Annotated in this window: 25 protein-coding genes; 7 read left to right on the forward strand and 18 right to left on the reverse strand. The window is 71.9% G+C overall.

Features of this window, described 5'->3' with window-relative positions:
• Positions 1-7: 7 nt before the first annotated feature.
• From ACWDX7_RS20320 to ACWDX7_RS20375, 12 genes are all read right to left on the reverse strand, one after another.
• Positions 8-889 (reverse strand): amino acid ABC transporter permease, encoded by an 882-nt coding sequence (locus tag ACWDX7_RS20320; protein WP_451489433.1) that lies wholly within the window; start codon positions 887-889, stop codon positions 8-10.
• Positions 886-1530, reverse strand: a complete 645-nt coding sequence (locus ACWDX7_RS20325) for an amino acid ABC transporter permease (protein ID WP_451489432.1) — start codon at positions 1528-1530, stop codon at positions 886-888. The genes ACWDX7_RS20320 and ACWDX7_RS20325 overlap by 4 nt, the downstream gene beginning before the upstream one ends.
• 17 nt (positions 1531-1547) lie before the next feature.
• Entirely contained in the window at positions 1548-2459 is a 912-nt protein-coding gene (locus ACWDX7_RS20330) for a glutamate ABC transporter substrate-binding protein (protein ID WP_451489431.1), read from the reverse strand.
• A gap of 12 nt (positions 2460-2471) precedes the next feature.
• Complete coding sequence (locus tag ACWDX7_RS20335; RefSeq protein WP_451489430.1) at positions 2472-3215, reverse strand: amino acid ABC transporter ATP-binding protein; 744 nt, start codon at positions 3213-3215, stop codon at positions 2472-2474.
• A 136-nt stretch (positions 3216-3351) separates the two neighbouring features.
• Entirely contained in the window at positions 3352-3792 is a 441-nt protein-coding gene (locus tag ACWDX7_RS20340; RefSeq protein ID WP_451489429.1) for a DUF6278 family protein, read from the reverse strand.
• An 86-nt stretch (positions 3793-3878) separates the two neighbouring features.
• Complete coding sequence (locus ACWDX7_RS20345) at positions 3879-4676, reverse strand: exodeoxyribonuclease III (RefSeq protein WP_451489428.1); 798 nt, start codon at positions 4674-4676, stop codon at positions 3879-3881.
• Positions 4677-4706: 30 nt separating this feature from the next.
• Positions 4707-5339: an MBL fold metallo-hydrolase gene (locus ACWDX7_RS20350; RefSeq protein WP_451489427.1), complete on the reverse strand. Its 633-nt coding sequence runs from the start codon at positions 5337-5339 to the stop codon at positions 4707-4709.
• A 361-nt stretch (positions 5340-5700) separates the two neighbouring features.
• On the reverse strand, positions 5701-6282 hold the full coding sequence (locus tag ACWDX7_RS20355) for a hypothetical protein (RefSeq protein ID WP_451489426.1): 582 nt from the start codon (positions 6280-6282) through the stop codon (positions 5701-5703).
• Entirely contained in the window at positions 6279-7469 is a 1191-nt protein-coding gene (locus ACWDX7_RS20360) for an ROK family glucokinase (protein WP_451489425.1), read from the reverse strand. Before ACWDX7_RS20360 ends, ACWDX7_RS20355 begins: the two co-directional genes overlap by 4 nt.
• A gap of 16 nt (positions 7470-7485) precedes the next feature.
• Positions 7486-8358, reverse strand: coding sequence for an ATP-binding cassette domain-containing protein (locus tag ACWDX7_RS20365; RefSeq protein ID WP_451489424.1), 873 nt, complete (start codon positions 8356-8358; stop codon positions 7486-7488).
• A gap of 2 nt (positions 8359-8360) precedes the next feature.
• Positions 8361-9392 (reverse strand): ABC transporter permease, encoded by a 1032-nt coding sequence (locus tag ACWDX7_RS20370; RefSeq protein WP_451489423.1) that lies wholly within the window; start codon positions 9390-9392, stop codon positions 8361-8363.
• Positions 9389-10399 carry a sugar ABC transporter substrate-binding protein gene (locus tag ACWDX7_RS20375; RefSeq protein WP_451489422.1) on the reverse strand — a complete coding sequence of 337 codons (1011 nt, stop codon included), beginning with the start codon at positions 10397-10399 and terminating at the stop codon, positions 9389-9391. The genes ACWDX7_RS20370 and ACWDX7_RS20375 overlap by 4 nt, the downstream gene beginning before the upstream one ends.
• A gap of 190 nt (positions 10400-10589) precedes the next feature.
• Between ACWDX7_RS20375 and ACWDX7_RS20380 the strand changes: the two genes are divergently transcribed.
• Positions 10590-11594, forward strand: coding sequence for a Gfo/Idh/MocA family protein (locus ACWDX7_RS20380; RefSeq protein WP_451489421.1), 1005 nt, complete (start codon positions 10590-10592; stop codon positions 11592-11594).
• Positions 11595-11809: 215 nt separating this feature from the next.
• On the opposite strand, the gene ACWDX7_RS20385 is transcribed toward ACWDX7_RS20380, so the two are convergent.
• From ACWDX7_RS20385 to allB, 4 genes are all read right to left on the reverse strand, one after another.
• Positions 11810-12739, reverse strand: a complete 930-nt coding sequence (locus tag ACWDX7_RS20385) for a DMT family transporter (RefSeq protein WP_451489420.1) — start codon at positions 12737-12739, stop codon at positions 11810-11812.
• Between the two features lie 208 nt (positions 12740-12947).
• Positions 12948-13565: a dihydrofolate reductase family protein gene (locus ACWDX7_RS20390; RefSeq protein WP_451489419.1), complete on the reverse strand. Its 618-nt coding sequence runs from the start codon at positions 13563-13565 to the stop codon at positions 12948-12950.
• Between the two features lie 233 nt (positions 13566-13798).
• Complete coding sequence (alc, locus tag ACWDX7_RS20395; RefSeq protein WP_451489418.1) at positions 13799-14926, reverse strand: allantoicase; 1128 nt, start codon at positions 14924-14926, stop codon at positions 13799-13801.
• A gap of 2 nt (positions 14927-14928) precedes the next feature.
• Positions 14929-16263 carry an allantoinase AllB gene (allB, locus tag ACWDX7_RS20400; protein ID WP_451489507.1) on the reverse strand — a complete coding sequence of 445 codons (1335 nt, stop codon included), beginning with the start codon at positions 16261-16263 and terminating at the stop codon, positions 14929-14931.
• A gap of 335 nt (positions 16264-16598) precedes the next feature.
• Between allB and ACWDX7_RS20405 the strand changes: the two genes are divergently transcribed.
• Complete coding sequence (locus tag ACWDX7_RS20405; protein ID WP_451489417.1) at positions 16599-17402, forward strand: IclR family transcriptional regulator; 804 nt, start codon at positions 16599-16601, stop codon at positions 17400-17402.
• 100 nt (positions 17403-17502) lie between these two features.
• On the opposite strand, the gene ACWDX7_RS20410 is transcribed toward ACWDX7_RS20405, so the two are convergent.
• Both ACWDX7_RS20410 and ACWDX7_RS20415 read right to left on the reverse strand, forming a co-directional pair.
• On the reverse strand, positions 17503-18195 hold the full coding sequence (locus tag ACWDX7_RS20410; protein WP_451489416.1) for an ABC transporter ATP-binding protein: 693 nt from the start codon (positions 18193-18195) through the stop codon (positions 17503-17505).
• Entirely contained in the window at positions 18192-19286 is a 1095-nt protein-coding gene (locus ACWDX7_RS20415) for an ABC transporter permease (RefSeq protein WP_451489415.1), read from the reverse strand. The genes ACWDX7_RS20410 and ACWDX7_RS20415 overlap by 4 nt, the downstream gene beginning before the upstream one ends.
• Positions 19287-19419: 133 nt before the next feature.
• Here ACWDX7_RS20415 and ACWDX7_RS20420 point away from each other — a divergent pair, with 133 nt between their 5' ends.
• The 5 genes from ACWDX7_RS20420 (at position 19420) to ACWDX7_RS20440 (ending at position 25560) form a co-directional block, all read left to right on the forward strand.
• Positions 19420-20781, forward strand: a complete 1362-nt coding sequence (locus tag ACWDX7_RS20420; RefSeq protein ID WP_451489414.1) for a sensor histidine kinase — start codon at positions 19420-19422, stop codon at positions 20779-20781.
• On the forward strand, positions 20778-21407 hold the full coding sequence (locus ACWDX7_RS20425; RefSeq protein ID WP_451489413.1) for a response regulator: 630 nt from the start codon (positions 20778-20780) through the stop codon (positions 21405-21407). Before ACWDX7_RS20420 ends, ACWDX7_RS20425 begins: the two co-directional genes overlap by 4 nt.
• Positions 21408-21530: 123 nt before the next feature.
• On the forward strand, positions 21531-22148 hold the full coding sequence (locus ACWDX7_RS20430; protein WP_451489412.1) for a nucleotidyltransferase family protein: 618 nt from the start codon (positions 21531-21533) through the stop codon (positions 22146-22148).
• Positions 22149-22420: 272 nt separating this feature from the next.
• On the forward strand, positions 22421-24040 hold the full coding sequence (aceB, locus tag ACWDX7_RS20435; RefSeq protein WP_451489411.1) for a malate synthase A: 1620 nt from the start codon (positions 22421-22423) through the stop codon (positions 24038-24040).
• Positions 24041-24315: 275 nt separating this feature from the next.
• Complete coding sequence (locus tag ACWDX7_RS20440; protein ID WP_451489410.1) at positions 24316-25560, forward strand: GDSL-type esterase/lipase family protein; 1245 nt, start codon at positions 24316-24318, stop codon at positions 25558-25560.
• The last annotated feature ends 235 nt before the right edge of the window (positions 25561-25795 follow it).

Genomic DNA, 25795 nt, shown 5'->3' on the forward strand with positions numbered 1-25795 from the left:
TCCGGGGCTACCGGTGGCCCGGCAGCACCGGGCCCGGTTCGGGCGGGGCGACCTCCACCGCCTTGGTCTTGAGGCTGCGCCGCTCCCGCTCGGCCACCCACGTGGCGAACCACGAGAGCAGCATGCACATCCCGATGTAGATTGGGGAGATGATCAGGACGACGGGGATGAAGGGCAGGTCGTAGTCGAGGTCGGAGGCGATCAGCTTGCCCGCGTGCAGGAACTCCTCGTAGGTGATGAGGAAACCGAGCGAGGTGTCCTTCAGCGCCACGACCAGCTGGCTGATGATCGTGGGCAGCATCGCCCGGACCGCCTGCGGGGCGAGGACGTAGGTCATCACCTGTGTCTTGCGCATGCCCAGTGCGTACGCCGCTTCGCGCTGCCCCCGTTCCACGGAGTTGATGCCGGACCGGAAGACCTCGGCGAGCACCGAGCCGTTGTAGAGGGTCAGCCCCGCCACCAGCGCGGGCAGCGGCTGGACCTTCAGCGCGACGAAGATGAAGAAGATCATCACCAGCACCGGCATGGCGCGGAAGAACTCCACGCACAGGGTGGCCAGCCAGCGCACCGGCCGGTGGACCGAGAGCCGGCCGGTGGCGAGCACCGCGCCGAGCAGAAGCGAGAGCACCGAGGCGTACGCGAAGGCCTTGAGGGTGTTGCCGAGTCCCGTGAGCAGCAGTTCCTGGATGCCCGTGTACGCGAAGGGGCGCCACTTGGCAGCGGTGAACTGCTCGGTGTCGAAGAGCAGGTGGAGGATCCAGCCGAGCAGGGCGAGGATCACCAGCGTCGCGGCGATGCCGTAGAGGACGTGCCGGCGCCGGGCCCGCGGGCCGGGGAGGTCGTAGAGGGCGGTGGACTGCGTGTCCCCCTGGAGCGCGTGCGCGGTCATCGGGCGACTCCCCAGCGCATTTCCAGCACGTTGAAGAGCGCGCTGATGGTCAGGGTGATGATCAGATAGCCGACGGCGATCCAGACGAAGGTCCAGACGATGCTGTAGCCCAGCTCGTTGAGGGTCTTGTAGGTGCCGAGCAGCTCGGTGACGCTGAAGGCGCCGGCGATCGCCGAGTTCTTGGCGAGCGCGATCAGGGTCGAGCCGATGGGCGGGATCACGGAGCGGAAGGCCTGCGGGAGGACCACCGTGCCGAGGGTCTGCGTGAAGGACATGCCGAGGCTGCGGGCCGCTTCGCCCTGGCCCTTGGGCACGGTGTTGATGCCCGAGCGCAGTGCTTCGCAGATGAAGGCGGAGGTGTAGCAGCCGAGCGCGAGGACGGCGAAGAGCTGGAAGGGCAGGACCAGGCCGAAGCGCGGCAGGCCGAGCAGGACGGCGAAGAAGAGCAGGGTGAGCGGGGTGTTGCGGAGCACGGCGACCCAGACCGTGCCGAAGACGCGGAAGGAGCCGACAGGAGCGACGCGGAAGGAGGCCATGACGAAGCCGAGGGCCAGGGCCAGCAGGGAGGCGTAGACGGTCAGTTCGACGGTGCCGAGAAAACCCTTCCCGTAGAGCGAGAAGTTGTCGGTGAGTACGTCCATGGCGGGGCCCTCTCCTCTCAGTTCGCCGGATAGCGGTCGATGGGGGGCGGCGTCGGGGCGGGCACGCCGGACAGGCCCAGGGTGGCCTCGTAGGCCTTCTTCCAGTTGCCGTTCTTCTCCTGTGCTTCCAGGGCGTCGTCGAGGGCGAAGCGCAGGGCGTTGTCTTCGCGCGGGACTCCGATGCCGTAGGGCTCCTTGGAGAAGGGCTGACCGACGACCTTGAGCTCGTCGGGGACCTTGGCCGCGTAGCCCAGGAGGATGGAGTCGTCGGTGGAGACGGCGTCGACCTGGTAGGTCAGCAGGTTGTCGACGCAGACGGAGTAGGTGTCGTAAGCGATGAGAACGGCCTGCGGGAAGTCTCTTTGGAGGCGCTGGAAAGGGGTGGAGCCCGCGGCCGAGCAGACCTTCTTGCCCGCCAGGTCGCCGGGGCCCTTGATGTCCTCGTCCTGGCGGACCAGCAGGGACTGGCCGGCCATGTAGTAGGGCCCGGCGAAGCCCACCTGCTTCTTGCGGTTGTCGTTGATCGTGTAGGTGCCGACGTAGTAGTCGATCTGGCCGTTCTGCAGGGCCGTCTCGCGGTTGGCGGAGGCGATCGTCGTGAATGCGGTCGTCTGGGGCTCAAAGCCCAGCGAGGCCGCCATCATCTTGGCGATCTCGATGTCGAAGCCGGAGTAGCTGCCGGTGGCGGGGTCCTTCTCCCCCAGGTACGGCTGGTCCTCCTTGGCGCCCACCACCAGATGGCCGCGGCGCTTGGCCTTGCGCCAGGTGGGCGAATCGGGCAGCTGGAAGCCAGTCGCGACCTCGTACGAGGGCAGGTCCTCGGGTTGCGGCCCTTTGACCGGAGGGCTGCCGGGCCTGCCGCAGCCGGTTGCCGCCCCGGTGCCCGCGAGCAGGAGGAGGGCGAGGGCCAGTGCGCGGATCTGAATCATCGGCCGGCCCCCTCAGTGCTTCAGGATCTTGGAGAGGAAGTCCCTGGCCCGCTCGCTCTCGGGCGCGGTGAAGAACTGCTCCGGGGTCCGGTCCTCCACGATCCTGCCGTCGGCCATGAACACGACGCGGTTGGCGGCGGAGCGGGCGAAGCCCATCTCGTGGGTGACCACGACCATCGTCATGCCCTCTCGCGCGAGCTGCTGCATGACCTCCAGCACCTCATTGATCATCTCCGGGTCGAGCGCCGAGGTGGGCTCGTCGAAGAGGAGTGCCTTGGGGTTCATGGCGAGGGCGCGGGCGATGGCGACGCGCTGCTGCTGGCCGCCGGAGAGCTGTGCGGGGAACTTCTCGGCCTGGTCGGCGAGGCCGACCCGGTCCAGGAGTTCACGGGAGCGCTTGTCCGCTTCCTCCCTGCCGCGTTTTCGGACCTTGATCTGCGCCAGCGAGACATTGGCGAGGACGGTCTTGTGCGCGAAGAGGTTGAAGGACTGGAAAACCATCCCGACCTCGGCGCGCAGGTGGGCCAGTTCCTTGCCCTCGTCGGGCAGCGGCTGCCCGTCGATCAGGATCGTGCCGGACTCGATGGTCTCCAGCCGGTTGACCGCCCGGCACAGGGTGGATTTCCCGGAGCCGGAGGGGCCGACGACCACCACCACCTCCCCGCGGCCGACGGTGAGGTTGATGTCCTGGAGGACATGCAACTGCCCGAAGTGCTTGTTGACGTCCCGCAGCTCGATCAGAGGATCGACGGCCATGCGCTGCCCTGCCCAGTTCTCGGTTATCGAGGTCAGCGCAAACTATCCAGCCAGGAAGGGCACTTCGCCGCGACACGCCTAAAAGTGGCATAAAGACCGCCGTACTCGCCCGTACCGCCCAGGCCCGAGCGTGCCGTCAGCCCTCGGAAGCCTCGGCGTACACCTGGCTGAGCTCGGGGGAACCGGTCATCGCCCAGGACACCCCCGACTCGACCACGTTCAGCTCCCGGCCGGAGGCCAGCCGGATCACCGGCTGGCCGTTCGGCCAGACCTGCCAGCCGGCTCCCGGGACGGTCCGCAGGATCACGGTCCCGAGGTAGCAGCCCGCGTCGTTGCCGAGCCAGGGAACGGCCTCCGGGTCCCCGCGCCAGCGGGGCATCAGCTGGTCGAGCGCCTCCAACGAGGCTGGACTCTGGTCGAGTTCGAGACCGGCCGCCCTCGCCTGGTCGCGCAGCATCTGGCATTCCGAGAACAACTCGGCGATGCCCTCGGGGTCATGCGCGAGAGCGGCCGCGAGCCCCGCACCCTGTTCCGCCTCGTGCCGGTTCAGCCACTTGTCCAGGAAAGGGATGTTCATACTGCCCAGCCTCGCACCAGGACCGGCACCTGGCCACAGGGCGCGCATCGATCGGCGGACGCGGCCGGGCCCCGCGCAGCCCGGGACTACCGGGCCGGATCGGGGTCCAGGTCCAGGTCCACGACGACCGGCGCGTGGTCGGAGGCGCCCTTGCCCTTGCGCTCCTCGCGGTCCACGTAGGCGTCGGTGACGGCCTTCCCGAACGGCGCGTTGGCGAGCACCAGGTCGATGCGCATGCCCCTGTTCTTCGGGAAAGCGAGCATCCGGTAGTCCCAGAAGGTGTAGGCGCGGTCGTACTTGAGCGCACGCGGCGGCACATCGGACAGACCGGCGGTCCGCAGCGCCTCCAGGGCCGCCCGCTCGGCCGGGGTGACGTGGGTGGCGCCCTCGAAGACGGCCGGGTCCCAGACGTCCTCGTCGGTCGGGGCCACATTGAAGTCGCCGAGCACCGCGAAGGGGCGGGGGCCGGCCGCGTCCTCGGCGACGGCCGCGGTCAGGGCCTGGAGCCACTTCAGCTTGTAGCCGTAGTGGTCGTGCGCGACCTCGCGGCCGTTGGGCACGTACACCGACCAGACCCGCACGCCGCCGCAGGTGGCGGAGATCGCGCGGGGCTCCTGGACGCCCTCGTAGTCCGGTCCGCCGGGCAGCCCCGGGGCCACGTCCTCCAGGCCGACCCGGGAGACCACCGCCACGCCGTTCCACCGGCCGTCGGCATTGACCGCCGACTCGTACCCCAGCTCGCGCAGCTGCGCGTGCGGGAACTGCTCCGCGGAGCACTTGGTCTCCTGGATGCACAGGACATCCGTACCGGAGCTCTCCAGCCAGGCCAGCAGGCGCGGCAGCCGGGCGGTGATCGAATTGACGTTGTACGTGGCGATACGCATGCGTCCCAACCTACCGCCCGGCACCGACGGTCACAGCTCGGTGCTCTGCCCGGCGGTCAGCCGGCCGTGGTCGGTGCCGCCCAGGGCGTCCAGGGCCGAGTCGTAGACCGGCCGGGCCAGGTCGGCGAGGTAGGCGTCGTGGATGTCGATCGCGCGGCGCGGCTTGACCTCGCGGAGGTAGTCGACCACCTCGGCGATCTTGTTCCAGGGCGCGTGCACCGGAAGCATCAGGGTGTCGACGGGCGTCCCGGGGACGGTCAGCGCGTCGCCGGGGTGGAAGAGCGAACCGTCCACGAGGTAGCCGACGTTCGTGACGCGCGGGATGTCGGGGTGGATCACGGCGTGCAGTTCGCCGTGCACCTGGACGTCGAAACCGGCGGCGTTGAAGGCGTCGCCGTGGCCGACGGTGTGCACGCGGCCCGGATAGGCCGGGGCGAGGCGCTGGGCCACGCTGCGCAGGGTCCACAGGGCGGCCGCCGGGTTCGCGTCGAGGGCCGCCCGCAGCCGGCCCTCCTCGAAGTGGTCGGGGTGCTCGTGCGTGACGAGCAGCGCGTCCGCCCCCCGTCCCGCGTCCGGTTCGCTGAAGGCGCCGGGGTCGATGACCAGCGTGCGTCCGTCCTTCTCCAGCTGGACGCAGGAATGCAGCCGCTTGGTGAACTTCATGATCCCAGGCTAGCGGTGGACGCGGGAGCCCGCGGGACTAGGGCGTGTCTTTCGGATCTTGTCGGCCGAGCCCGCGTTGTCCGGTGCCGTGCATCCCAAGGCGGAGGAGCTTGCCTCGTACTGGACGTACCTGGAAGCCCCGACAACGCGGGGAGGTGCGGCGCCGGGCAACGCGGGCCCGGCAAGATCCGAAAGACACGCCCCAGGTCCTGTCCTGGCGGTCTTCGTGGATCAGGCCGCGTTGTCTGGTGCGGTGCATCGCAAGGCGAAGGGGCGCAGCTCGTACGTGGCCGTACTCGCGCGCTCCGACAACCCGGGGGCCCCTCCCAGCGGTAGCTGGGGGAGATCGCCCGGACAGGGCCTAAGGGGTGGTGGTGGAGACCACGTACACCTTGGGGTGGGTGGTGTCCGTGAGGTCGACCGTGATGTCCCGGGTGGGGCGTGGGTTCGGCTGCTCCAGGGTGACGCCGTGCCACGAGGCCTTGGGGCTCCAGCTCCAGCCGGCGACCTCGGCGTCGTGCGGGGAGATCGCCACGCCCGGGGTCAGCGCGTCGCGGCTGGTGCCGGCGGAGGCCAGGAAGGCGTCGAGGTCCTGCGGGGTGACCGCGAACTGGGCGAACAGCCGGCTCGTGCGCCAGTTGTTGGTCTCCAGGAACCCGACCCGCCAGGCCCCCGGCGGGATGGGCACCTCGTAGATGCTGCGCTGCACCTTGGAGGGCCAGCCGGGACGCACCTTGGTCGCCCCGACCTTGGCCGCCTTGTCCCGGCCGCTCTGGCGGCTCTGCTGGGCGGAGATCGCGAGGTAGCCCGCGGGGACGCCGACCAGCAGCAGGATGATGATCGCGGTGATCCAGCGGCGCCGTACGACGCGCCTGCGGTTCTCGGCGGGACGGGGCGCGCCGTCGCCGTCGGCGGGCTGGTGGGGCGGGGAGGGTGGGGTCACTTCTTTTCCTGGTCCTCGGGGCCGGTGGCGCTGCCCAAGCCGCCGCCCGAGCCGGTGGCGCCGCGCCAGCCGAGCTGCGCGTACCGCTCGTACCGCTCGACCCGCCTGCGGGTGGCGCGGCGGAAGCGCCGGGCGACGAGCCGGGCGAGGTCGGCGGCGCCGACCATGCCCGCTTCGGGGCCGAGCTCGGCCTTGGCGATCCGGGCCTCCGGCCGGTAGCCGCGGCCGGTGAGGTGCCGGCGGAAGGCGTCCCGGGCGGGGCCGATCAGCAGGTCGTCGGCGGCGCTGACGCCGCCGCCGATGACGAAGCAGGAGGGGTCGAGGGCGGCGGCGAGATTGGCGATGCCGACGCCGAGCCACTGGCCGATGTCCTGGAGCAGCTCGACGCACATGGCATCGCCCTCGCGGGCCAGCTCGGTGATGAGCGGGCCGGTGATCTCGTGGACGTTCCCGCCGACCCTGGCGATGATGTTGTACGCGACCGGGGAGTCGGCCGCGGCCAGCTCGCGGGCCTCGCGGACCAGGGCGTTGCCGGAGCTGTACTGCTCCCAGCAGCCGCGGTTGCCGCAGGGGCAGCGGTGGCCGCCCGGGACGACCTGCATATGGCCGAACTCGCCCGCCACCCCGTACCGGCCGCGCTTGACCTGGCCGCCTTCGAGAATGGCCCCGCCGATGCCCGTACCGAGCGTGATCATGACCAGGTGGTCCTCGCCCCGACCGGCTCCGAAGCGCCATTCGGCCCAGGCCGCGGTGTTGGCATCGTTGTCGACCATGACCGGGACCGCGAGGCGGGACTGGAGTGCGTCGCGCAGCGGCTCGTCGCGCCAGGCGAGGTGGGGCGCGAAGAGCACGCGCGAGCGGTCCGCGTCCACCCAGCCCGCCGCGCCGATGCCGACGGCGTGCACGTCGTGGCGGTCGGAGAGGTCGAGCACCAGCTCCACGATGGTGTCCTCGACGACCTTGGCGCTCTTGGACTTGTCCGGCGTCTCGGCGCGGATCTTCTCCAGGATGATGCCGTCGGCGTCCACGACGCCGGCCATCACCTTGGTGCCGCCGATGTCGATGCCGACGGTGGGGACGCGCGGGGCGGTCAGGTGCGACCGGCGCTCACGGGTCCCGACGGTCCGCAGGACGGTGCCCCGCGCCGAGCCCCGGTGGGCGAGCGTGAAGTCCCGGTACGTGCTCATCGAGTCGTGCCGTCCCTCATGGTGCGGTGGTGCCGGACGGGGCGCCCGGGCCTGATGTCGTGCCGTCTGGCGCTGATTGTGCCACTCGCTCCAGCTCGTGGCTCAGCTCGTCCAGCTCGGAGCCGCCCGCCATCTGGCGGGTGAGCTCGTCCAGGGTGATGGAGTCGCGGGTGTGGCTGCCCGCCATGGTGCCGCGCTTGAGGAGGACGAACCGGTCCCCGACCAGGTGGGCGTGGTGCGGGTTGTGCGTGATGAGGACCACGCCGAGGCCCGCGTCACGGGCGGCGGCGACGTACTTGAGGACCACGCCGGACTGCTTCACTCCGAGGGCGGCGGTCGGCTCGTCCAGGACGAGCACCTTCGCGCCGAAGTGGACGGCGCGGGCGATGGCCACGCACTGCCGCTCGCCGCCCGAGAGGGTGCCGATCGGCTGGTCCACGTCGCGCAGGTCGATGCCCATGCGCAGCAGCTCGGCGCGGGTCGTCTCGCGCATGAGCTCCACGTCGAGGCGGCGGAAGGGGCCGCGGCCCCTGGTGGGCTCGGAGCCGAGGAAGAAGTTCCGCCAGACGGGCATGAGCGGGACGACGGCGAGGTCCTGGTAGACGGTGGCGATGCCGCGGTCGAGGGCGGCCCGCGGGTTGGCGAGCACGGTCTCCTCGCCCTCGATCTCGAAGGTGCCGGCGTCGTGCCGGTGCAGCCCCGCGATGATCTTGATGAGGGTGGACTTGCCCGCGCCGTTGTCGCCGAGGACGCAGGTGATCTCGCCCGCCGAGACCTCCAGGGAGACGCCTTGCAGGGCGCGGATGCTGCCGTAGTACTTGCTGACGCCGGTCAGCCTGACGAGCGCGGGCCCGGCCGGGGCCGGGGTCGTGGCCTGGGTCGTGGTCATGGTCACTTCGCCTCCGCCCGCTTGCGCACCCACGCGTTGAGCAGCGTGGCCAGCAGGAGCATCGCGCCGAGGAAGAACTTGAACCAGTCCGGATTCCACTGGGCGTAGACGATGCCGTTGCTGGTCATGCCGAAGATGAAGGCGCCGACGGCCGCGCCGATGGCGGAGCCGTAGCCGCCGGTCATCAGGCAGCCGCCGATGACGGCCGCGATGATGTAGAGGAACTCGTTGCCGACGCCCTCGCCCGACTGGACCACGTCGAAGGAGAAGAGGATGTGCTGTCCGGCGATCCAGGCGCACAGCGCGACGCCCATGTAGAGGCCGATACGGGTCTTCACGACCGGCACGCCGACCGCGCGGGCCGCGTCGGCCCCGCCGCCCACCGCGAAGATCCAGTTGCCGGCGCGGGTGCGCAGCAGGATCCAGGTGGCCACGGCGACCAGCAGGAGCCACCAGAGGATGGTGACCTTGACGGTGACCGAGCCGATGGTCCACTGCGAGGCGAACAGGGCCCTCGCCGAGGAGAAGCCCTCCATGTCGGCGATGGTCTTGGTGGAGACGGATCCGCTGAGCAGCTTGGTGAAGCCGAGGTTCAGGCCGGTCAGCATCAGGAAGGTGCCCAGGGTGATGATGAAGCTCGGCAGCTTCGTGCGGGTCAGCATGTAGCCGTTGAAGAAACCGATGGCCAGGGTGACCAGCAGCGACACCAGGACGCCGACCCAGACGTTGGCGGTCATCTGATAGCTGAACATCGAGCCGACCAGGGCCGACGTGGTGACCATGACGCCGGCGGACAGGTCGAACTCCCCGCCGATCATCAGCAGCGCCACCGGCACCGCCATGATCCCGATGGTGGAGGCCGAGTACAGGATGGTGCTCAGGCTGGAGGCCCGCAGGAAGCTGTCGGCGGCGAAGGAGAAGAAGACGAAGACCGCGGCGGCGCCGACGACCGCGCCCAGCTCGGGGCGTCCGAGCAGTCTGCGGAGCAGGGAGGCCGGCGCGAGCCGTTCGTCCACGGTTGTGACCGCGCTCATCGGCTGCCCCGCTTGATGAACTCCTCCAGCTTGCCGGCTTCGGCGGCGGTGACGATCTGCGGTCCGGTCAGGACCGGGCGGCCGCCGCCCAGCACGTCCGCGTTGTAGCGGTAGAGCCACAGCAGGTCGACGGCCTGGTAGCCCTGGAGGTAGGGCTGCTGGTCGACGGCGAAGCCGAGGGCGCCCGATTTCAGGTCGCGGGCGACGGAGTCGTTGAGGTCGAAGGTGTCCACCTCGGCCTGGCTGCCCGCCGCTTCCTTCGCCTTGACGGCGGTGGGGGCGAAGGGCGCGCCGAGGGTGAGGATGGCGTCGACGTCCGGGGCGGCCTGGAGCTTGGCCTGGAGGGACGCCTGGACGGAGGGCATGTTGGTGCCCTCGACGTACAGGTTCTCCATCGTGCCGTCGAAGGTCTTCTTCGCTCCGGCGCAGCGCTGCTCGTGGCCGACGTTGCCCTGTTCGTGCAGGACGCACAGGGCCCGCTTCTTGCCGCGCCGGGTCAGCTCGGTGCCGACCGCCTCGCCCGCGATCTCCTCGTCCTGGCCGATGTGGGCGAGGGCGCCGTACTGGGCGGACTGGGCGGAGCCGGAGTTCACCGTGATCACCGGGATGCCGGCCTTGACGGCCTTGGCGACGACGTCCTTGAGCGCCTCGGGCTTGGCCAGGCTGACGATGATGCCGTCGGCCTTCTGGTCGATGGCGTTCTGCACGAACTGCGCCTGCTGCTGTGCCTGGTCGTCGTGGGAGTAGACGAAGTTGATGTTGTCCTTCGCCGCGGCCTCCTTGGCGCCCTTCTGGACGATGTCCCAGAAGGTGTCGCCGTCGCCGGCGTGGGTGACCATCGCGAAGGTCCAGCGCGGGGTGGAGACGGCGGGCCGGCCCTGTTCGGCGGCCTTCGCCCGCTCCTCGGCGCGCTTGCCGCCCGTACTGCTGCAGCCCGCCAGCGAGGCTCCCAGTACCGCCGCGAGCACGGCGCCGACGACGCGTACCCCTGTCCGAACCCTAGCCACGTCGCCGTGCCCTTCCTTCGTCACCATTTCGGCCTCGTCACCATCTCGGCCTTGCCACCATCTCGGCCTCGTCACCATTCCGGTCATTCCGGTGCCAGCCGCCCAGTATCCGCCACAGTCGGCCACGCGCGGACATCGGGGCATCCGCGGGCGGATTGACAGGGCCCCCGGACGGGGTCACGTTGAGTGCATGCGCATCGGGCTGATCGGGACCGGCCGGATCGGGTCCTTCCACGCGGCGGCACTGGCCCGCCGCCCGGACGCGGGCTCGCTCCTGCTCGCCGACGCCGACCCGGCCCGGGCCGCGCGCCTCGCCGCCCGGCTCGGCGCCACCGCCGCCCCCTCCGTGGAGCAGGTCTTCACCTGGGGCGTGGACGCGGTGGTGGTGGCCTGCGCCACCTCGGGGCACGCGGAGCTGGTCGTCCGGGCGGTGCGCAGCGGGCTGCCCGTCTTCTGCGAGAAGCCCGTGGCCCCGGACCTCGCGCGCTCCCTGGCGGTGCTGCGGGAGGTGGAGGCCGCGGACGGGGTGCTCCAGGTGGGCTTCATGCGCCGCTTCGACGCGGGCTACGGCACGGCCCGGGAGCTGGTCCGTTCGGGCGCACTGGGGCGCCTGCACACCGTACGGACGATGACGGCCGATCCCGCGCCGCCGGCCGCCGCCTATCTGGCGACCTCCGGCGGGCTGTTCCGGGACTGCCTCGTGCACGACTTCGACATGGTCCGCTGGGTGACCGGCCACGAGGTCGCCGAGGTGTACGCGGCCGGTTCGGACGCCGGACCGGCGCGGTTCCGGCAGACGGGCGACATCGACACGGCGGCGGCCCTGCTCACTCTGGACGACGGGACACTCGTCTCCTCGACCGGTACCCGGTGCAACGGCGCGGGGTACGACGTGCGGATGGAGCTGGCCGGGGAGCTGGACCAGGTCTCCGTCGGACTGGACGACCGTACGCCGATCGCCTCGACGGAACCGCACGGACCGCCCCCGGCGAGCAAGCCCTGGACCGGCTTCCTGGAGCGGTTCGCCTCCGCGTACGAGGCGGAGCTGACGGCCTTCGTCCAGTTGGTGCGCGGGGAGGGCCCCAACCTCTGCGACGGGCGGGAGGCACTGGCCGCGCTGCGGATCGCGGAGGCGTGCGGGCTTTCGCGCCGGGAGCGGCGCCCGGTGCGGCTGGAGGAGCTGCCGGACCTGTGAGCGGCGCTCGGCGGGAGGGGACATCCGCCGCGGCTACCGGCGCACCGCAGAGCGCTCCGCCGGGCTGCACCGGGCAGGCCGCCGCGCTGGCCGGGCGTACCGGCTCTGCCGGGCGGGCCGGCCCGGCCGGACGGTCGAACGGGCGTCTGGAACGGGCATGGGGGTCATGGTAGGGCCCTCGATCCCGACCTCCCGGGGCGAGTTCCGGACAATCCTCAGCCGGCCGCGCGACGGCCCCAGGCCGTGCCCGCCAGGACCAGCGCGGCGCCGGTGAAACCGACGGGTCCCAGGTGCTCGCCGCCGATCGCGATGCCGGCGGCGGCCGCCCACAAGGGCTCCGTGCCGAGCAGCAGGCTGACGCGGGAGGGCGAGGTGCGGCGTACGGCCCACATCTGCACGAAGAAGGCGAAGAGGGTGCAGAAGACGGAGAGGAAGACCAGCCCCGCCCACTCGGCGGCGCCGAAGTCCGCGGCGGCGGCCAGGGGGCCGGCGCCGGTGCCGGGCACGGCGGCCAGCAGGGCGAAGACGAGGACGGCGCTGCCCAGCTGGACGGTGGTCAAGGAGAGCGAGTCGGCGTCCTGAACCGCCTTGATGCGGGCCATCAGCAGCACGTGCAGCGTGCGGGCGAGGGCGGCGCAGAGGATGAGCAGGTCGCCGGTACCGGGCGCGGTGAATCCGCCGCTCTGGGTCAGCAGCACGACTCCGGCGACGGAGACGGCCGCGGCGCCGAGGAAGGCGGCCGACGGGGCCTCGCGCCGTACGGCGGCCTCCGCGAGCGGGGTGAAGATCATGGTGAGGCTGATGATCAGACCGGCGTTGGTGGCGGAGGTGTGGACGACCCCGAAGGTCTCCAGCAGGAAGATCCCGCCGAGGACGAGCCCCAGCAGCCCGGCGCCGCGCAGCTGGGCGGGGGTCAGCGCCCGCAGCCTCCGCCATCCGGCGAAGACCAGGACGGGCAGCACCAGCGCGAAGCGCAGTACGAGCACGGCGATGACCGTGTGCGCGGTGGTGATGCCCTTGGCGGCGAGGTAGCTGCCGCCCCATACGACGGCGACGGCCAGGACGGGCAGATCGGCCCACCAGGTCCGGCGGGGGGCGGCGAGGTCTGGCGCGGCAGGGGCGGGCGGGGTCGAGGTGACGGTCACCGGGGTGTCTCCAACGGCGGGAAGCGGGTGGAGACTTCGGCGGCTCGCACGGGTGCGCGCTCACGCTACCCGAGCCGATCAAGCCGGTCGACCCCTTTCCGGCCGCCTCGCCGGACACCCCGGCACCGGCGCCCTGGCCGGCCGCCCGCCGGCCGCCCGCCGGCCGGCCCGCCCGTGACCCCGTGTCCGGGCGCCGGGGCGGCCGTCCCTATGCGCCGATGGTGCCGAAGGTGGCGCGGCCCTTGGGGCGGTAGGTGTGGATGGCCGCGCCGCTGCCGGTGGTACGGGAGCCCGTCAGTTCGTAGGCCGTGGGCAGGCCGCCGGTCGGGAACAGCCTGCGCCCCGCGCCCAGGAACACTGGGAAGACCATCAGGTTCAGCTCCTCCACGAGGTCCCGGGCCAGCAGCCACTGCGCCAGCGCGCCGCTGCCGTGCACCTGGAGCTCCCCCTCGGTGGCGTCCTTCACCCGTACGATCTCGCTCTGCAACTGCTCCCCGTCGATCACGGTGGTCCCGGCCCATGCCGGTTCCTTGAGCGTGGTCGAGGCCACGTACTTCGGCAGCCCGTTGAGCCGGCTCGCGATCGGGTCGTCGGGGTCGGTCTGCCGCGGCCAGTAGCCCGCGAAGATGTCGTACGTCCGGCGGCCGAGCAGGAAGGCCCCGGCCCGGTCGAAGACCTCGTCCACGAACTCGCCCATGCCCTCGTCGGCGAAGGGCGTGAGCCAGCCGCCGTACTGGAAACCGCCGCTGCGGTCCTCGTCCGGGCCGCCGGGGGCCTGCATCACGCCGTCGAGGGTCAGAAAGTTGGTGAGGGTCAGCTTTCCCATGGCTCCGCGCTCCTTGTTCGGTCGTCGTTACAGGGATTCAGACTCCCCGGCCCGGCGGAACTCATCGGTGCGGCGCGCACGAGCACCCCGCGATTTCCCGCCACCGCCTCCGCGACCCCCGTGGGCCGGTCCCGCGACAACGCCGAGGGGGCGCACCGGTTTCCGGTGCGCCCCCTCGGGGTGTGCCTGGCCTCGGGGGTGTCGGCCCCCGGGGCGTCAGCGGGTGGGTGGCGTCAGCCGCCGAGCTCCTGGTGGCGGGCGGCGTGCGCGGCGGCGCCGGCCTCCGTCAGCGAGCCGTACAGGCGCAGGCGGGAGAAGCCGCCGTCCGGGAAGATGTCGATGCGGACGTGCGTGCCGACGACCGGGGCGTCCAGGATGAAGCGGTGGTTGGTGTCGGGCTGCAGCCGGGTGCGGGGCAGGAACTCCGCCCACTCGCCCTCCTCGCCCGTCTTGACGGACAGCGAGGCCCAGCCGGCCGAGTTGCCCTTGAGGTAGGCGGTGTCGATCTCGACGGCGCGGATCTCGGACTCGGCGACGAGCTGGTAGCGGATCCAGTCGTTGCCGTTGTCGCGGCGGCGGGCGGTCTCCCAGCCGTCGTCCATCTTGCGGGAGCGGCCCGGGTTGATGGTGTTGGTCGGCGGGGAGTAGAAGCGGTTGGACGCGTCCTGCACCGAGCCGCCGTTCTCCAGTGCGACGACGTCGAAGGTGCCCAGCGCGGCGAGCCACTTCGGGTCGGGGCGGACCTCACCGTAGACGCGCAGGCGGGCGACGCCGCCGTCCGGGTGCTGGTTCAGGCGCAGGTGCGTGAAGCGCTGCTCGACGCTGACCTCGAAGCCGTTGGCCGCGTGGCCGCCGACGGGGGTGCGCTCGACGAGGGTGGTCCACTTCACGTCGTCGGAGAGGAGTTCCTCCGCGGTCGGGGCGCCCTCCACCGAGGTGGCCTGGACGGATACGGCCTGCGGCATGTTGCCGCGGAAGTGGGCGGTGTCCACGACGATGCCGCGGATGACGCCGGGGGCGCCGAGGCGGATCAGCGCGTAGTCGTGGTCCTCGGGGGTCGGCCAGGGCTGCTCGGCCGAGATGCCGCGGCGGCGGCGGGTCTCCCAGCCGTCCATGACCTTGCCCTTGTGACCGAAGTGCTCGGGGTCGAAGTGGGCGGCCTCGGCGATGAGCAGGTTCTCGCGCTCGGCGAAGAACTCGTCGTTGGCGGCGATGACACCGGCGCCCAGCTCACGGGCGGCGAGGTTCGCGTACTGCGTGAACGGGAAGTCCGCGGTGCGGTAGTCCGCGTACGGGTCACCGCCTCCGTACGGGTTCGCGTTGCCGGTGAAGGAAGCCAGAGGAGTCGAACGCTGTGCCACTGTCAGTTCTGCCTTTCGAGGAGGAGGCCCGTGGGCTCGGTCGGGGTGCCGTGTTCGGCGATCTGCGTACCGCGCAGCCAGGTGGACTTCACGACGCCGTGCAGGGTCTTGCCCGCGTACGCCGTGATCCGGTTGCGGTGGTGCAGTTCCGCGGGATCCACGGTGAAGGTCTCTTCGGGGGCGAGGACGGCGAAGTCGGCGTCGCGGCCGGCTTCGATCGCGCCCTTCTGCGTCAGGCCGGCGAGGGCGGCCGGAGCGGTCGACATCCAGCGCACGACCTCCTCCAGGGAGCGTCCGCGACGGCGGGCCTCCGTCCAGATCGCCGGGAGGCCCAGCTGGAGGGAGGAGATGCCGCCCCACGCGGTGGCGAAGTCGCCGGTCTTCAGGTCCGGGGTGGAGGGCGAGTGGTCGGAGACGATGCAGTCGATGGTGCCGTCGGCGAGCGCGTCCCACAGGAGGTCCTGGTTGGCGGCTTCGCGGATGGGCGGGCAGCACTTGAACTCGGTGGCGCCGTCCGGGACTTCCTCGGCCGTGAGGGTGAGGAAGTGCGGGCAGGACTCGACGGTGATCCGTACGCCCGCGGCCTTGGCGGCGGCGATCAGCGGCAGCGCGTCGCTGGATGACAGGTGCAGGACGTGGACGCGGGCGTTCAGCCGCCTGGCCTGGTCGATCAGGTTCTGGATGGCGGTGTTCTCGGCGTCCCGGGGGCGGGAGGCGAGGAAGTCCGCGTACTTGGGGCCCGGCACCTGCGGGGCCGAATCCAAGTGGTGCGGGTCCTCGGCGTGCACGATGAGCAGACCGCCGAAGCCGGTGATCTCGGCGAGGGAGGTGGCCAGTTGCTCCTGGTCGAGCTGGGGGAACTCCTCCACGCCCGACGGCGACAGGAAGCACTTGAAGCCGTAGACGCCCGCGTCGTGCAGGGGGCGCAGGTCCTTGACGTTGTCGGGCAGGGCGCCGCCCCAGAAGCCGACGTCCACGTGCGCCTTGGGGCGGGCGACCTCCTGCTTGACGCGCAGGTTCTCGGTCGTGGTGGTGGGCGGCAGGGAGTTCAGCGGCATGTCGAGGATCGTGGTGATGCCTCCGGCCGCCGCGGCTCGGGTGGCCGTCCAGAAGCCTTCCCACTCGGTGCGGCCCGGGTCGTTCACGTGGACGTGGGTGTCGACCAGGCCGGGGAGCAGGACGTCGTCACCGAAGTCCTCCAGCCGGGCACCGGCCGGAACCTCGGCCTCGTACGGCAGCACCGCCGCGATCTTCCCTCCGGCGACGGCGACCGAAGCGGCGCGCGTCCCCTCGGGGGTGATGACGCGCGTCGAACGCAGTACCAGTTCCACAGCCACGTCGGACACCGGAACCTCCCCATCTACTTCCACAGAGCGAAATTCAACGTTCTGTTGACGGAGTCTTCACGCCGATCGGGGGCCCGTCAAGAGTGCCCGGACGGACGGACGACGCCATCGCGCCGCAATTGGATGTTTCCACAGAATGGAATTAAGATTTCACTCTACAGAATGTATGTACCACCACGGGGTGCCGTACGACACCTCCCCGAGGCCGTTCACCACCCGGGACAAACCGCCTCTGACCGGCGGGGACGGCAGTGCCCGGCTCTAGGGCCGACGCCGACCGACCGGTAGGCTGCTCTCTTGCCTGCCAGCACCGAAAGGACCGCGCCGTGCCGACGTCCAGCGCCAGCACCACCGACGCTTCCGCCAAGCCCACCGCCGCCAGCGGTGGCGTCCAGTCCCTTGAGCGCGCCTTCGATCTGCTCGAACGCATGGCCGATGCCGGGGGCGAAGTCGGCCTCAGCGAGCTCTCCGCCGCCAGCGGTCTGCCGCTGCCGACCATCCACCGCCTCATGCGCACCCTCGTGGCGTGCGGCTACGTCCGCCAGCAGCCCAACCGACGGTACTCCCTCGGCCCCCGGCTGATCCGCCTCGGCGAGTCCGCCTCCCGGCTGCTCGGCACGTGGGCCCGCCCCTACCTCGCCCGCCTGGTCGAGGAGACCGGCGAGACGGCGAACATGGCCCTGCTCGACGGGGACGAGATCGTCTACGTGGCGCAGGTGCCGTCCAAGCACTCCATGCGCATGTTCACCGAGGTCGGCCGCCGGGTGCTGCCGCACTCCACCGGTGTCGGCAAGGCACTGCTCGCCTACACCCCGGCCGAGGAGGTACGCGCCCTCCTCACCCGCACCGGGATGCCGGCCGCGACCGAGCGGACCATCACCACGCCCGAGGGCTTCCTCGACGCGCTAGAGCAGGTCCGCAAACTGGGGTACGCGGTGGACGACAACGAGCAGGAGATAGGAGTCCGCTGCCTCGCCGTCTCGGTGCCGAACTCGCCGACCCCGGCCGCGATCTCCATCTCGGGCCCGGCGGGCCGGGTGACCGAGGCGCTCAACGACTCGCTCGTGCCGATCCTGCAAGGCATCGCTTCCGAGCTGTCTGTGGTCCTGTCGAACCAGAACCCCGCCTAGCGAACGCCCTGCGACGGCCCCGGCTCCCTCTCGTCGGAGGGAGCCGGGGCCGTCGCCTGTTCCCGGCCGCCCTCGCCGGCGTGCGGGCGAGGGCGGACGTTCAGGAGGCTCCGGCCGTGACCGCGCTCCGCGTCAGACGGCCGTCGGCCATCGTCGCCGTACGGTCCATCCGCTCCAGGTGGGCCTGGTCGTGCGTGACCAGCACGGTGGCGGTGGAACGCTCCCGCGTGAGGGCGACCAGCAGGTCGAGGACGGCGGCGCCGCGCTCGTGGTCGAGCGCGCTGGTCGGCTCGTCCACCAGCAGCACCGCGGGCTCGTTCATCAGGGCGCGGGCGATGTTGACGCGCTGGCGCTGGCCGCCGGAGAGCTGGTGGGGGCGCTTGTCCGCCTTGTCCGCCAGCCCCACCGCCTCCAGCAGCTCCAGGGCGCGGCGGCGTGCCTGCCGCGCGCGGCGCCCGGAGAGGTGCGCCATCACCTGGAGCTGTTCGGCGCAGGTCAGCGAGGCGAGCAGGTTCGGCTGCTGGAAGACGATCCCGATCGTGTCGCGGCGCAGGGCCGCCTTCTCGGCGGCGCTCAGCCGCGCGGTGTCCTGACCGGCGACGGCGACCCGCCCGGAGTCCGGGGTGACGAGGGTGGCGGCGACGGCGAGCAGGCTGGACTTGCCGGAGCCGGAGGGGCCGATCACCGCCGTCAGGGTGCCGGCCGGTACCTCCAGGCAGACCCCGTCGAGGGCGGTGAGCCGGCCGTCGCCGTCCGGGTAGGTGAGCGTGACGTCGTGGAGGAGCAGGGTCATCGGGCGCTCCCGAGGGCGGTCAGCGGGTCGACGGAGGTGATCCGCCGGATGGACAGGGCAGCGCCCAGCGCGCCGAGCAGGATCATGATCGCGGCGGGGACCAGGACGGTGGCGGCGTCGAGGACGAAGGGCACGTCCGCACCGCTGATCAGCGCGCCGGCCCCGGCGGCGAGCGCGGTGCCCAGCCCGGTGCCGATGGCGAGCATGACCACGGCCTGACCGAGGGCGTCCCGCAGCAGATAGGCGGTGGAGGCACCCAGTGCCTTCAGAACGGCGACGTCCGCACTGCGCTGGATCGTCCAGACCGTGAAGAAGGCCCCTATGACCAGGGCCGAGATGGCGAAGAGGAAGCCGCGCATCAGCTGGAGCGAGCCGTTCTCCGCCTGGTAGGAACCTATGGCGCCCAGCGCCTCGTCGAGGGTCAGCGTCGAGGTGCCGGCGGCCTGGTCCCCGGCGGTGAGGTCCAGGCCGTCCCCGGAGAGGGCGACGACGGTGGCGAGGGTGTCGGGCGAGGTACCCGGATGGCCGATGCGCTGCCAGTCGCCGAGATCCATCCAGACGACCGGCGTGTGGCTGTAGGCCGCGTCGCCGGAGACGGAGGCCACGGCCAGGTCCAGCGCACCGATCCTGACCTTGGCACCGATGGTGAGACCACCGAGCTCCTCGGCCGCCTTCTCCGTGAGGACCACCCGCCCCTGGGTGAGACCCGCTCCGCGCGGACCGAGCCGGCCGGCGCCGTCTCCCGTTTCCACTCCGAAGACGGATACGGCGGCGGTGCGCTCACCCGACGCGGCGTTCGTGGTGCGGATGCCCAGGGGCTGCGCGGACTTCACTCCGGGCTGCGACCGCCAGGCCCGCCAGGCGCTCTCGGGGACCTGGGAGTCGGTGAAGGACACCTTCCGGTCCCCGGCGGGCGGGGCGAAGGCCAGGTGCGAGGCGGGCAGGCCGGTGATCGCCGAGATGTTCTCCCGGGCCAGTCCTGCGGTGAGGCCGGACAACAGCCCGACCAGCAGTGTGATCAGCACGACCACCGAGCCCATGAGGGCGAAACGGCCCCGGGCGAACCGTAGATCTCTCCATGCGACGAACATGTCCCCACCCTGGCGTTGTGCGGGGACACCGGGCATCGCGCGGCGGTAGCGATCTTCGTATCGAAGGGCGGATCCCGACATCAAACTTTTGGTTGACCGGGGCCGGGCGGCGCCCACTTACGCTGGTCGGGCCATGGCTGCTTCCGCTCCTCCCGCTCCCCGCTCCTCTCCCCCCGCTCCGCGCTCCTCGCCCTCCGTGTCGAGGGTGCTGCGGCTGTGCCTGCACGCGCTGTTCTTCGGCCTGCTCGCGCTGGCCGCCGGGCGGGCCGTCACCGACTCCGCCCCCCGGGCCGGGTGGGTGGTCGCCGTCTGCGCGGTGCTGGCCGCCGTGTACGCCGTCGGCGTACGGGGGCCGGCCGGGCACCGTACACCGCGCGCCGGGGCGGTGTGGCTGGCGGCACTGGGCGCCGTCTGGACGGCGCTGCTCGCGCTCTCCCCCGACGGCCTGTGGATCGCCTTCCCGCTGTACTTCCTGGAGCTGCACCTGCTGCGACCGCGCTGGGGGGTGGCGGCCGTCGCCGTGACCGCCTGCGCGGCGATCGGCGGCTTCCTCGCGCACAGCGGCGCGGTACGCCCCGGGGCCTTCCTGGGGCCGCTGCTGGGCGGGGCCGTGGCGGTGGCGACCGTACTGGGCTACCAGGCGCTGTACCGGGAGAGCGAACGCCGCCGCGAGCTGATCGAGGAGCTCATCACCACCCGGGCCGAGCTGGCCGCGGCCGAGCGGGGCGCGGGCATCCTGGCCGAGCGGGAGCGGCTGGCCCGGGAGATCCACGACACGCTGGCCCAGGGGCTCTCCTCCATCCAGCTGCTGCTGCGGGCCGCCGAGCGGGTCCTGCCGCGGGGGGCGCCGGCGCTGGAGCACATCGGCCGGGCCCGGGAGGCGGCCCAGGAGAACCTCGCCGAGGCGCGCCGTTTCGTACGGGCGCTCACCCCGCCGGACCTGGAGCACGGGTCGCTCGCCGCCGCGCTGGAGCGGCTGTGCGCGGGGGTGCGGGGGCCGCGGGTCCGGTTCTCGCTCAGCGGGACGCCGCGGGCGCTGCCGACCCCGTACGAGGTGGCGCTGCTGCGGATCGCCCAGTCGGCGCTGGCCAATGTGGTGCGCCACGCGCGGGCCGGGCGCGCCGAGATCACGCTGACCTTCATGGAGGCCTCCGTCACGCTGGACGTCGTGGACGACGGGCGGGGCTTCGCGGCCTCGTCGGCCCCGTCCGGGTCCGGGTCGGGGGGTGCCGGGTCGGGGGGTGCCGGCGCGGGGGATGCCGGCGCGGGGGATGCCGGCGCGGGGGAAGGTGGCGGCGGCTTCGGGCTGCCCGCGATGCGCTCGCGCGCGCAGACGCTGGGCGGGCTGTTCACCGTGGAGTCCGACCCGGGTCAGGGCACCGCCGTGGCCGTCACGCTGCCACTGCCCCCGGAGGCGGGCCTTGCGGACGCGGGCCCTGTGCCCCTTGCGCAGGCGGACGCGGGAGCCGCCGATCCCCTGGAGGTCCCCCGATGACGATCCGGCTGCTGCTCGCCGACGACCATCCGGTCGTGCGCGCGGGACTGCGCGCCGTGCTGGACACGGAAGCCGACTTCGCGGTGGTCGCCGAGGCCGCGACCGCCGAACGGGCGGTGGAACTGGCGGCCGCCGAGGCGGTGGACGTGGTCCTGATGGACCTCCAGTTCGGTCCCGGCATGCACGGCTCGGCGGCCACGGCGCGGATCACCGCCCGCCCGGGAGCCCCCCGGGTGCTGGTGCTGACCACGTACGACACGGACGCGGACATCCTGGCCGCGGTGGAGGCGGGTGCCTCGGGCTACCTGCTGAAGGACGCCCCGCCGGAGGAGCTCGCCGCGGCGGTGCGCACGGCCGCGGCGGGCCAGTCGGCGCTGGCGCCGGCGGTGGCGCTGCGCCTGATGGACCGGATGCGGGCCCCGGCCGAGGCGCTGACCAAGCGGGAACTGGAGGTGCTGCAACTGGTCGCGGACGGCCTGTCCAACCAGCAGATCTCCAAGAAGCTCTTCCTCAGCCAGGCCACGGTCAAGTCCCACCTGGTCCACATCTACGCCAAGCTCGGTGTCGACTCCCGCACCTCGGCGGTCGCGACGGCCGGCGCCCGCCGCCTGATCCGCACCCCGTAGCCCGCCGGAGGTGATCCCTGCCCGGGCCTGACCGGCGCCCCCTGACGGCAGTCACGCCAGGGCGGGGCTGACCCGGCCGGTGCCGCTGACGCGCCGGTCCGCGCAGGAGCGAGAATCGGTGGCATGTCAGCCAACACCGCCCACCGCACCCCTGCCCCCGTGATCGCCGGTCTGCTGCTCGCGGCCGGCGGCGGCCGCCGGCTCGGCGGCCGTCCCAAGGCCCTGCTCCCCTACCGCGGCCGTCCACTGGTCGAGAACGCCGTGCGCGTCCTGCGCGAGGCGGGCTGCGAGCCCGTGCACGTGGTGCTCGGCGCCTCGGCTCCGGAGGTCCGCGAGCGCGCGGACCTGACCGGCTGCGTGATCGTGGAGAACCCGGACTGGGCGCAGGGCATGGGCTCCTCCCTGCGGGCCGGCCTCGCCTCCCTGGCCGGTACGGGCGCCCGCGCGGCCCTGGTCTCGCTGGTGGACCAGCCGGGCATCGGGCCGGCGGCCGTGGCGCGGGTCCGGGAGGCGTACCGCTCCCCCGCGAGCCTGGTGGCGGCGGCGTACGCCGGGGAGCGCGGCCATCCGGTGCTGTTCGGAGCCGACCGCTGGGCCGATGTGGCGGCGACGGCGACCGGCGACCAGGGCGCGCGGGTCCACCTGACGCAGCACGCGGGAGAACTGACGCTCGTGGAGTGCGGGGATGTCGCGGCGGCCTTCGACATCGACACCCCGTCCGACCTGGCACGTCTTGGCTGAACGGGCGCGAGCGGCGCTTGAGCGCGGCGTGACTGCGGTGGCACTGAGGGCCACCGGAAGGCTGAATCTGTCGACTCGGAGAATCTCGACATCAACAAACCATTGAACTTCCACCATGAGGAAATTACTATCCACTGGTCAGAAGCGCCCTGAACCCACAGACGGGCCCGCGACCGTATTCCGGAACTCTCCACACCCGACGGCACTGCGTGCCGTCTCGCGCGAGCATTCCCCCGCGGCCGCCAGGCACCACCGCTGAAGGAGTGACAGTTATGTCCGCACCAGCGCCGTCCCCGCTGGCCATCGTCGACGCCGAGCCCCTGCCCCGGCAGGACGAAGTCCTCACCGAAGCGGCCCTCGCCTTCGTGGCCGAGCTCCACCGGCGGTTCACCCCCCGCCGCGACGAGCTCCTCGCCCGCCGGGCCGAGCGCCGCGCCGAGATCGCCCGCACCTCCCAGCTCGACTTCCTCCCGGACACCGCACAGGTCCGCGAGGGCGACTGGAAGGTCGCGCCGGCCCCGGCCGCGCTGAACGACCGCCGTGTGGAGATCACCGGTCCGACGGACCGCAAGATGACCATCAACGCCCTGAACTCGGGCGCCAAGGTCTGGCTCGCCGACTTCGAGGACGCCTCGGCCCCCACCTGGGAGAACGTCGTCCTCGGCCAGCTCAACCTCATCGACGCCTACGAGCGCAGCATCGACTTCACCGACGCCCGCACTGGCAAGTCGTACGCGCTGAAGCCCGCCGAGCAGCTCGCGACGGTCGTCATGCGGCCGCGCGGCTGGCACCTGGAGGAGCGGCACCTGAAGATCGACGGCCGCCCCGTCCCCGGGGCGCTCGTTGACTTCGGCCTGTACTTCTTCCACAACGCGCAGCGCCTGATCGACCTCGGCAAGGGCCCGTACTTCTACCTGCCGAAGACGGAGTCGCACCTGGAGGCGCGCCTCTGGAACGAGATCTTCGTCTTCGCCCAGGACTACGTCGGCATCCCGCAGGGCACCGTCCGCGCGACGGTCCTCATCGAGACCATCACCGCCGCGTACGAGATGGAGGAGATCCTCTACGAGCTGCGCGACCACGCGGCGGGCCTGAACGCGGGCCGCTGGGACTACCTCTTCTCCATCGTCAAGAACTTCCGTGACGGCGGCGAGAAGTTCGTCCTGCCGGACCGCAACGCGGTGACGATGACCGCCCCCTTCATGCGGGCGTACACCGAACTGCTCGTCAAGACCTGCCACAAGCGCGGCGCGCACGCGATCGGCGGCATGGCGGCCTTCATCCCCTCCCGCAAGGACGCCGAGGCCAACAAGGTCGCCTTCGAGAAGGTCAAGGCCGACAAGGACCGCGAGGCGGGCGACGGGTTCGACGGCTCCTGGGTGGCCCACCCCGACCTGGTCCCGATCGCGATGGCCTCCTTCGACGCCGTGCTCGGCGAGAAGCCGAACCAGAAGGACCGCCTGCGCGAGGACGTCTCGGTGGCGCCGGGCGAGCTCATCGCGATCGACTCCCTGGACGCGAAGCCGACGTACGAGGGCCTGCGCAACGCCGTCCAGGTCGGCATCCGCTACATCGAGGCCTGGCTGCGCGGTCTGGGCGCGGTCGGCATCTTCGGCCTGATGGAGGACGCGGCCACGGCCGAGATCTCGCGCTCGCAGATCTGGCAGTGGATCAACGCGGGTGTCGTCTTCGAGAACGGCCAGCGGGCCACGGCCGAGCTGACCCGCGAGATCGCCGCCCGGGAACTGGCCGCCGTCCGCGCCGAGATCGGTGACGAGGCCTTCGAGGCGGGCAAGTGGCAGCAGGCCCACGACCTCCTCCTCCAGGTCTCCCTGGACGCGGACTACGCGGACTTCCTCACCCTCCCGGCATACGACCGGCTCGTCGGCTGACAGCCCTCCTCGTCTTCGGCTGAAACGCACAGCAGCCGAAACACCGCCTCCGCCCCCGACGCCCACCGGCGCCGGGGGCGCAGCCGCGTCCGCACGGAAGGGACGATCGAGCGGCCCGCGCGGAGGGCAGCGCCTGAACCGGCCCGGCGGGGCGGCCGCTCCCGACCGACCGGTCGGCCGTTACTCCATCGTAATGTGCGGCTACCTAGCGGTAACAATGCGCGGCGTGGCACTTTTCCGTAGCCACCGGCCGGCGGTACCCCCACTTCCCAGCCATGCGCGGAGTCCTCGCTGACTTCGCCATGGCCGAACGCAGGAGTTCCGCCGTGATCGGATTCCGCAACGCCGGCAAGAGCCGGGCCGGCAGTCGTGTGCGACGACTGGCCGGGGCCGGGATGGTTCTGCCGCTCGCCGCCGGGGCGCTCGTCGCCGGCGGCTCCGGGACGGCCGTGGCCGGTCCCGGCGCCGGGCGGCCCACCGCCGTGGTGTCCATGGGCGACAGCTACATCTCCGGCGAAGCCGGCCGTTGGAAGGGCAACAGCCTGACCGACGGCGGGAGCAGGGACGCGACCGACCGGGGCTGGGCCGGCGGCGGCGTCTACGACCCCGGGAAGGTATACGGCGCCACCGCCGGCGGGTGCCACCGGTCCGACTCCGCCGAGGTGCGCAGCGCCGGGCCGATCGCCGATGTCGCCGTGAACCTGGCCTGTTCGGGGGCGGTCTCCGACCACGTCTTCCGCGCCGCCAACGGGGGCGTGGCCCACCAGGGCGAGGCTCCGCAGGCCGATCAGCTCGCCGCCGTGGCGGCGAGCCACGACGTGAAGGTCGTCGCACTCTCCATCGGCGGGAACGACCTGGGCTTCGCCGACATCATCGAGAAGTGCGCGTACGACTTCGTCCTGTGGAACTCCTACTGCCACGACGACCAGCAGTACGCCGTCGACCGGAAGATCGACGGAGTGATGGGCAAGGTCGGCAAGTCCGTGGACGAGGTGCGGGCGGTGATGCGCGCGGCCGGGTACGCCGACTCCTCGTACCGGATCGTGCTGCAGTCCTACCCTTCGCCGATTCCGCGCGGCGCGGAGAACCGGTACCCGCAGAGCGACTGGAGCCGGCTGAACAGCGGCGGGTGCCCGTTCTGGAACCGGGACTCGGACTGGGCGCGGGACTCGCTCGTGCCGCAGATCGCCGGCCGGCTGAAGGGGGTCGCCGCCGCGAAGGGAGTGCAGTTCCTGGACCTGCGCGACATGCTCCAAGGGCGCGAGGTGTGCGCCAAGGCCAGCAAGCAGGTGAGCGCCTCGGTCCCGGCCTCCGCGGCGGCCAGCGAGTGGGCGCGCTGGATCGACAACAACGAGACGCAGGGGCTGATCCAGGAGTCCATGCACCCGAACTACTTCGGCCAACTCGCCGCCGGCCGCTGCCTCGCCCTGATCGTGGCGCAACCCGCCGACGCCGGCTTCGGCTGCAAGAACATGGCGGGCGCCGACCAGACGGGCATGTTCCTCACCCCGGCGCCCTGAGGGCCGTCGGAGCGCTGAACCGTCCCCGGCACGGCTCCCGGGACATCTGCTTGAACGCGGCCCGGGCGCGGGCCACTTGCACGTACGACGGCGGGCACGTACGAGGGCGGGCACGTACGACGGCGGGCACATACGGCGACCCTCACGTACGGCGGCGCGCACGCCACACCCGCAGTGGGTGGCGGGCCGCCTCGTCCGGTATCGGCATGTACGCATACCTTTTGGGCGGAACCGT

This window comes from Streptomyces sp. NPDC003034 (assembly GCF_053591375.1).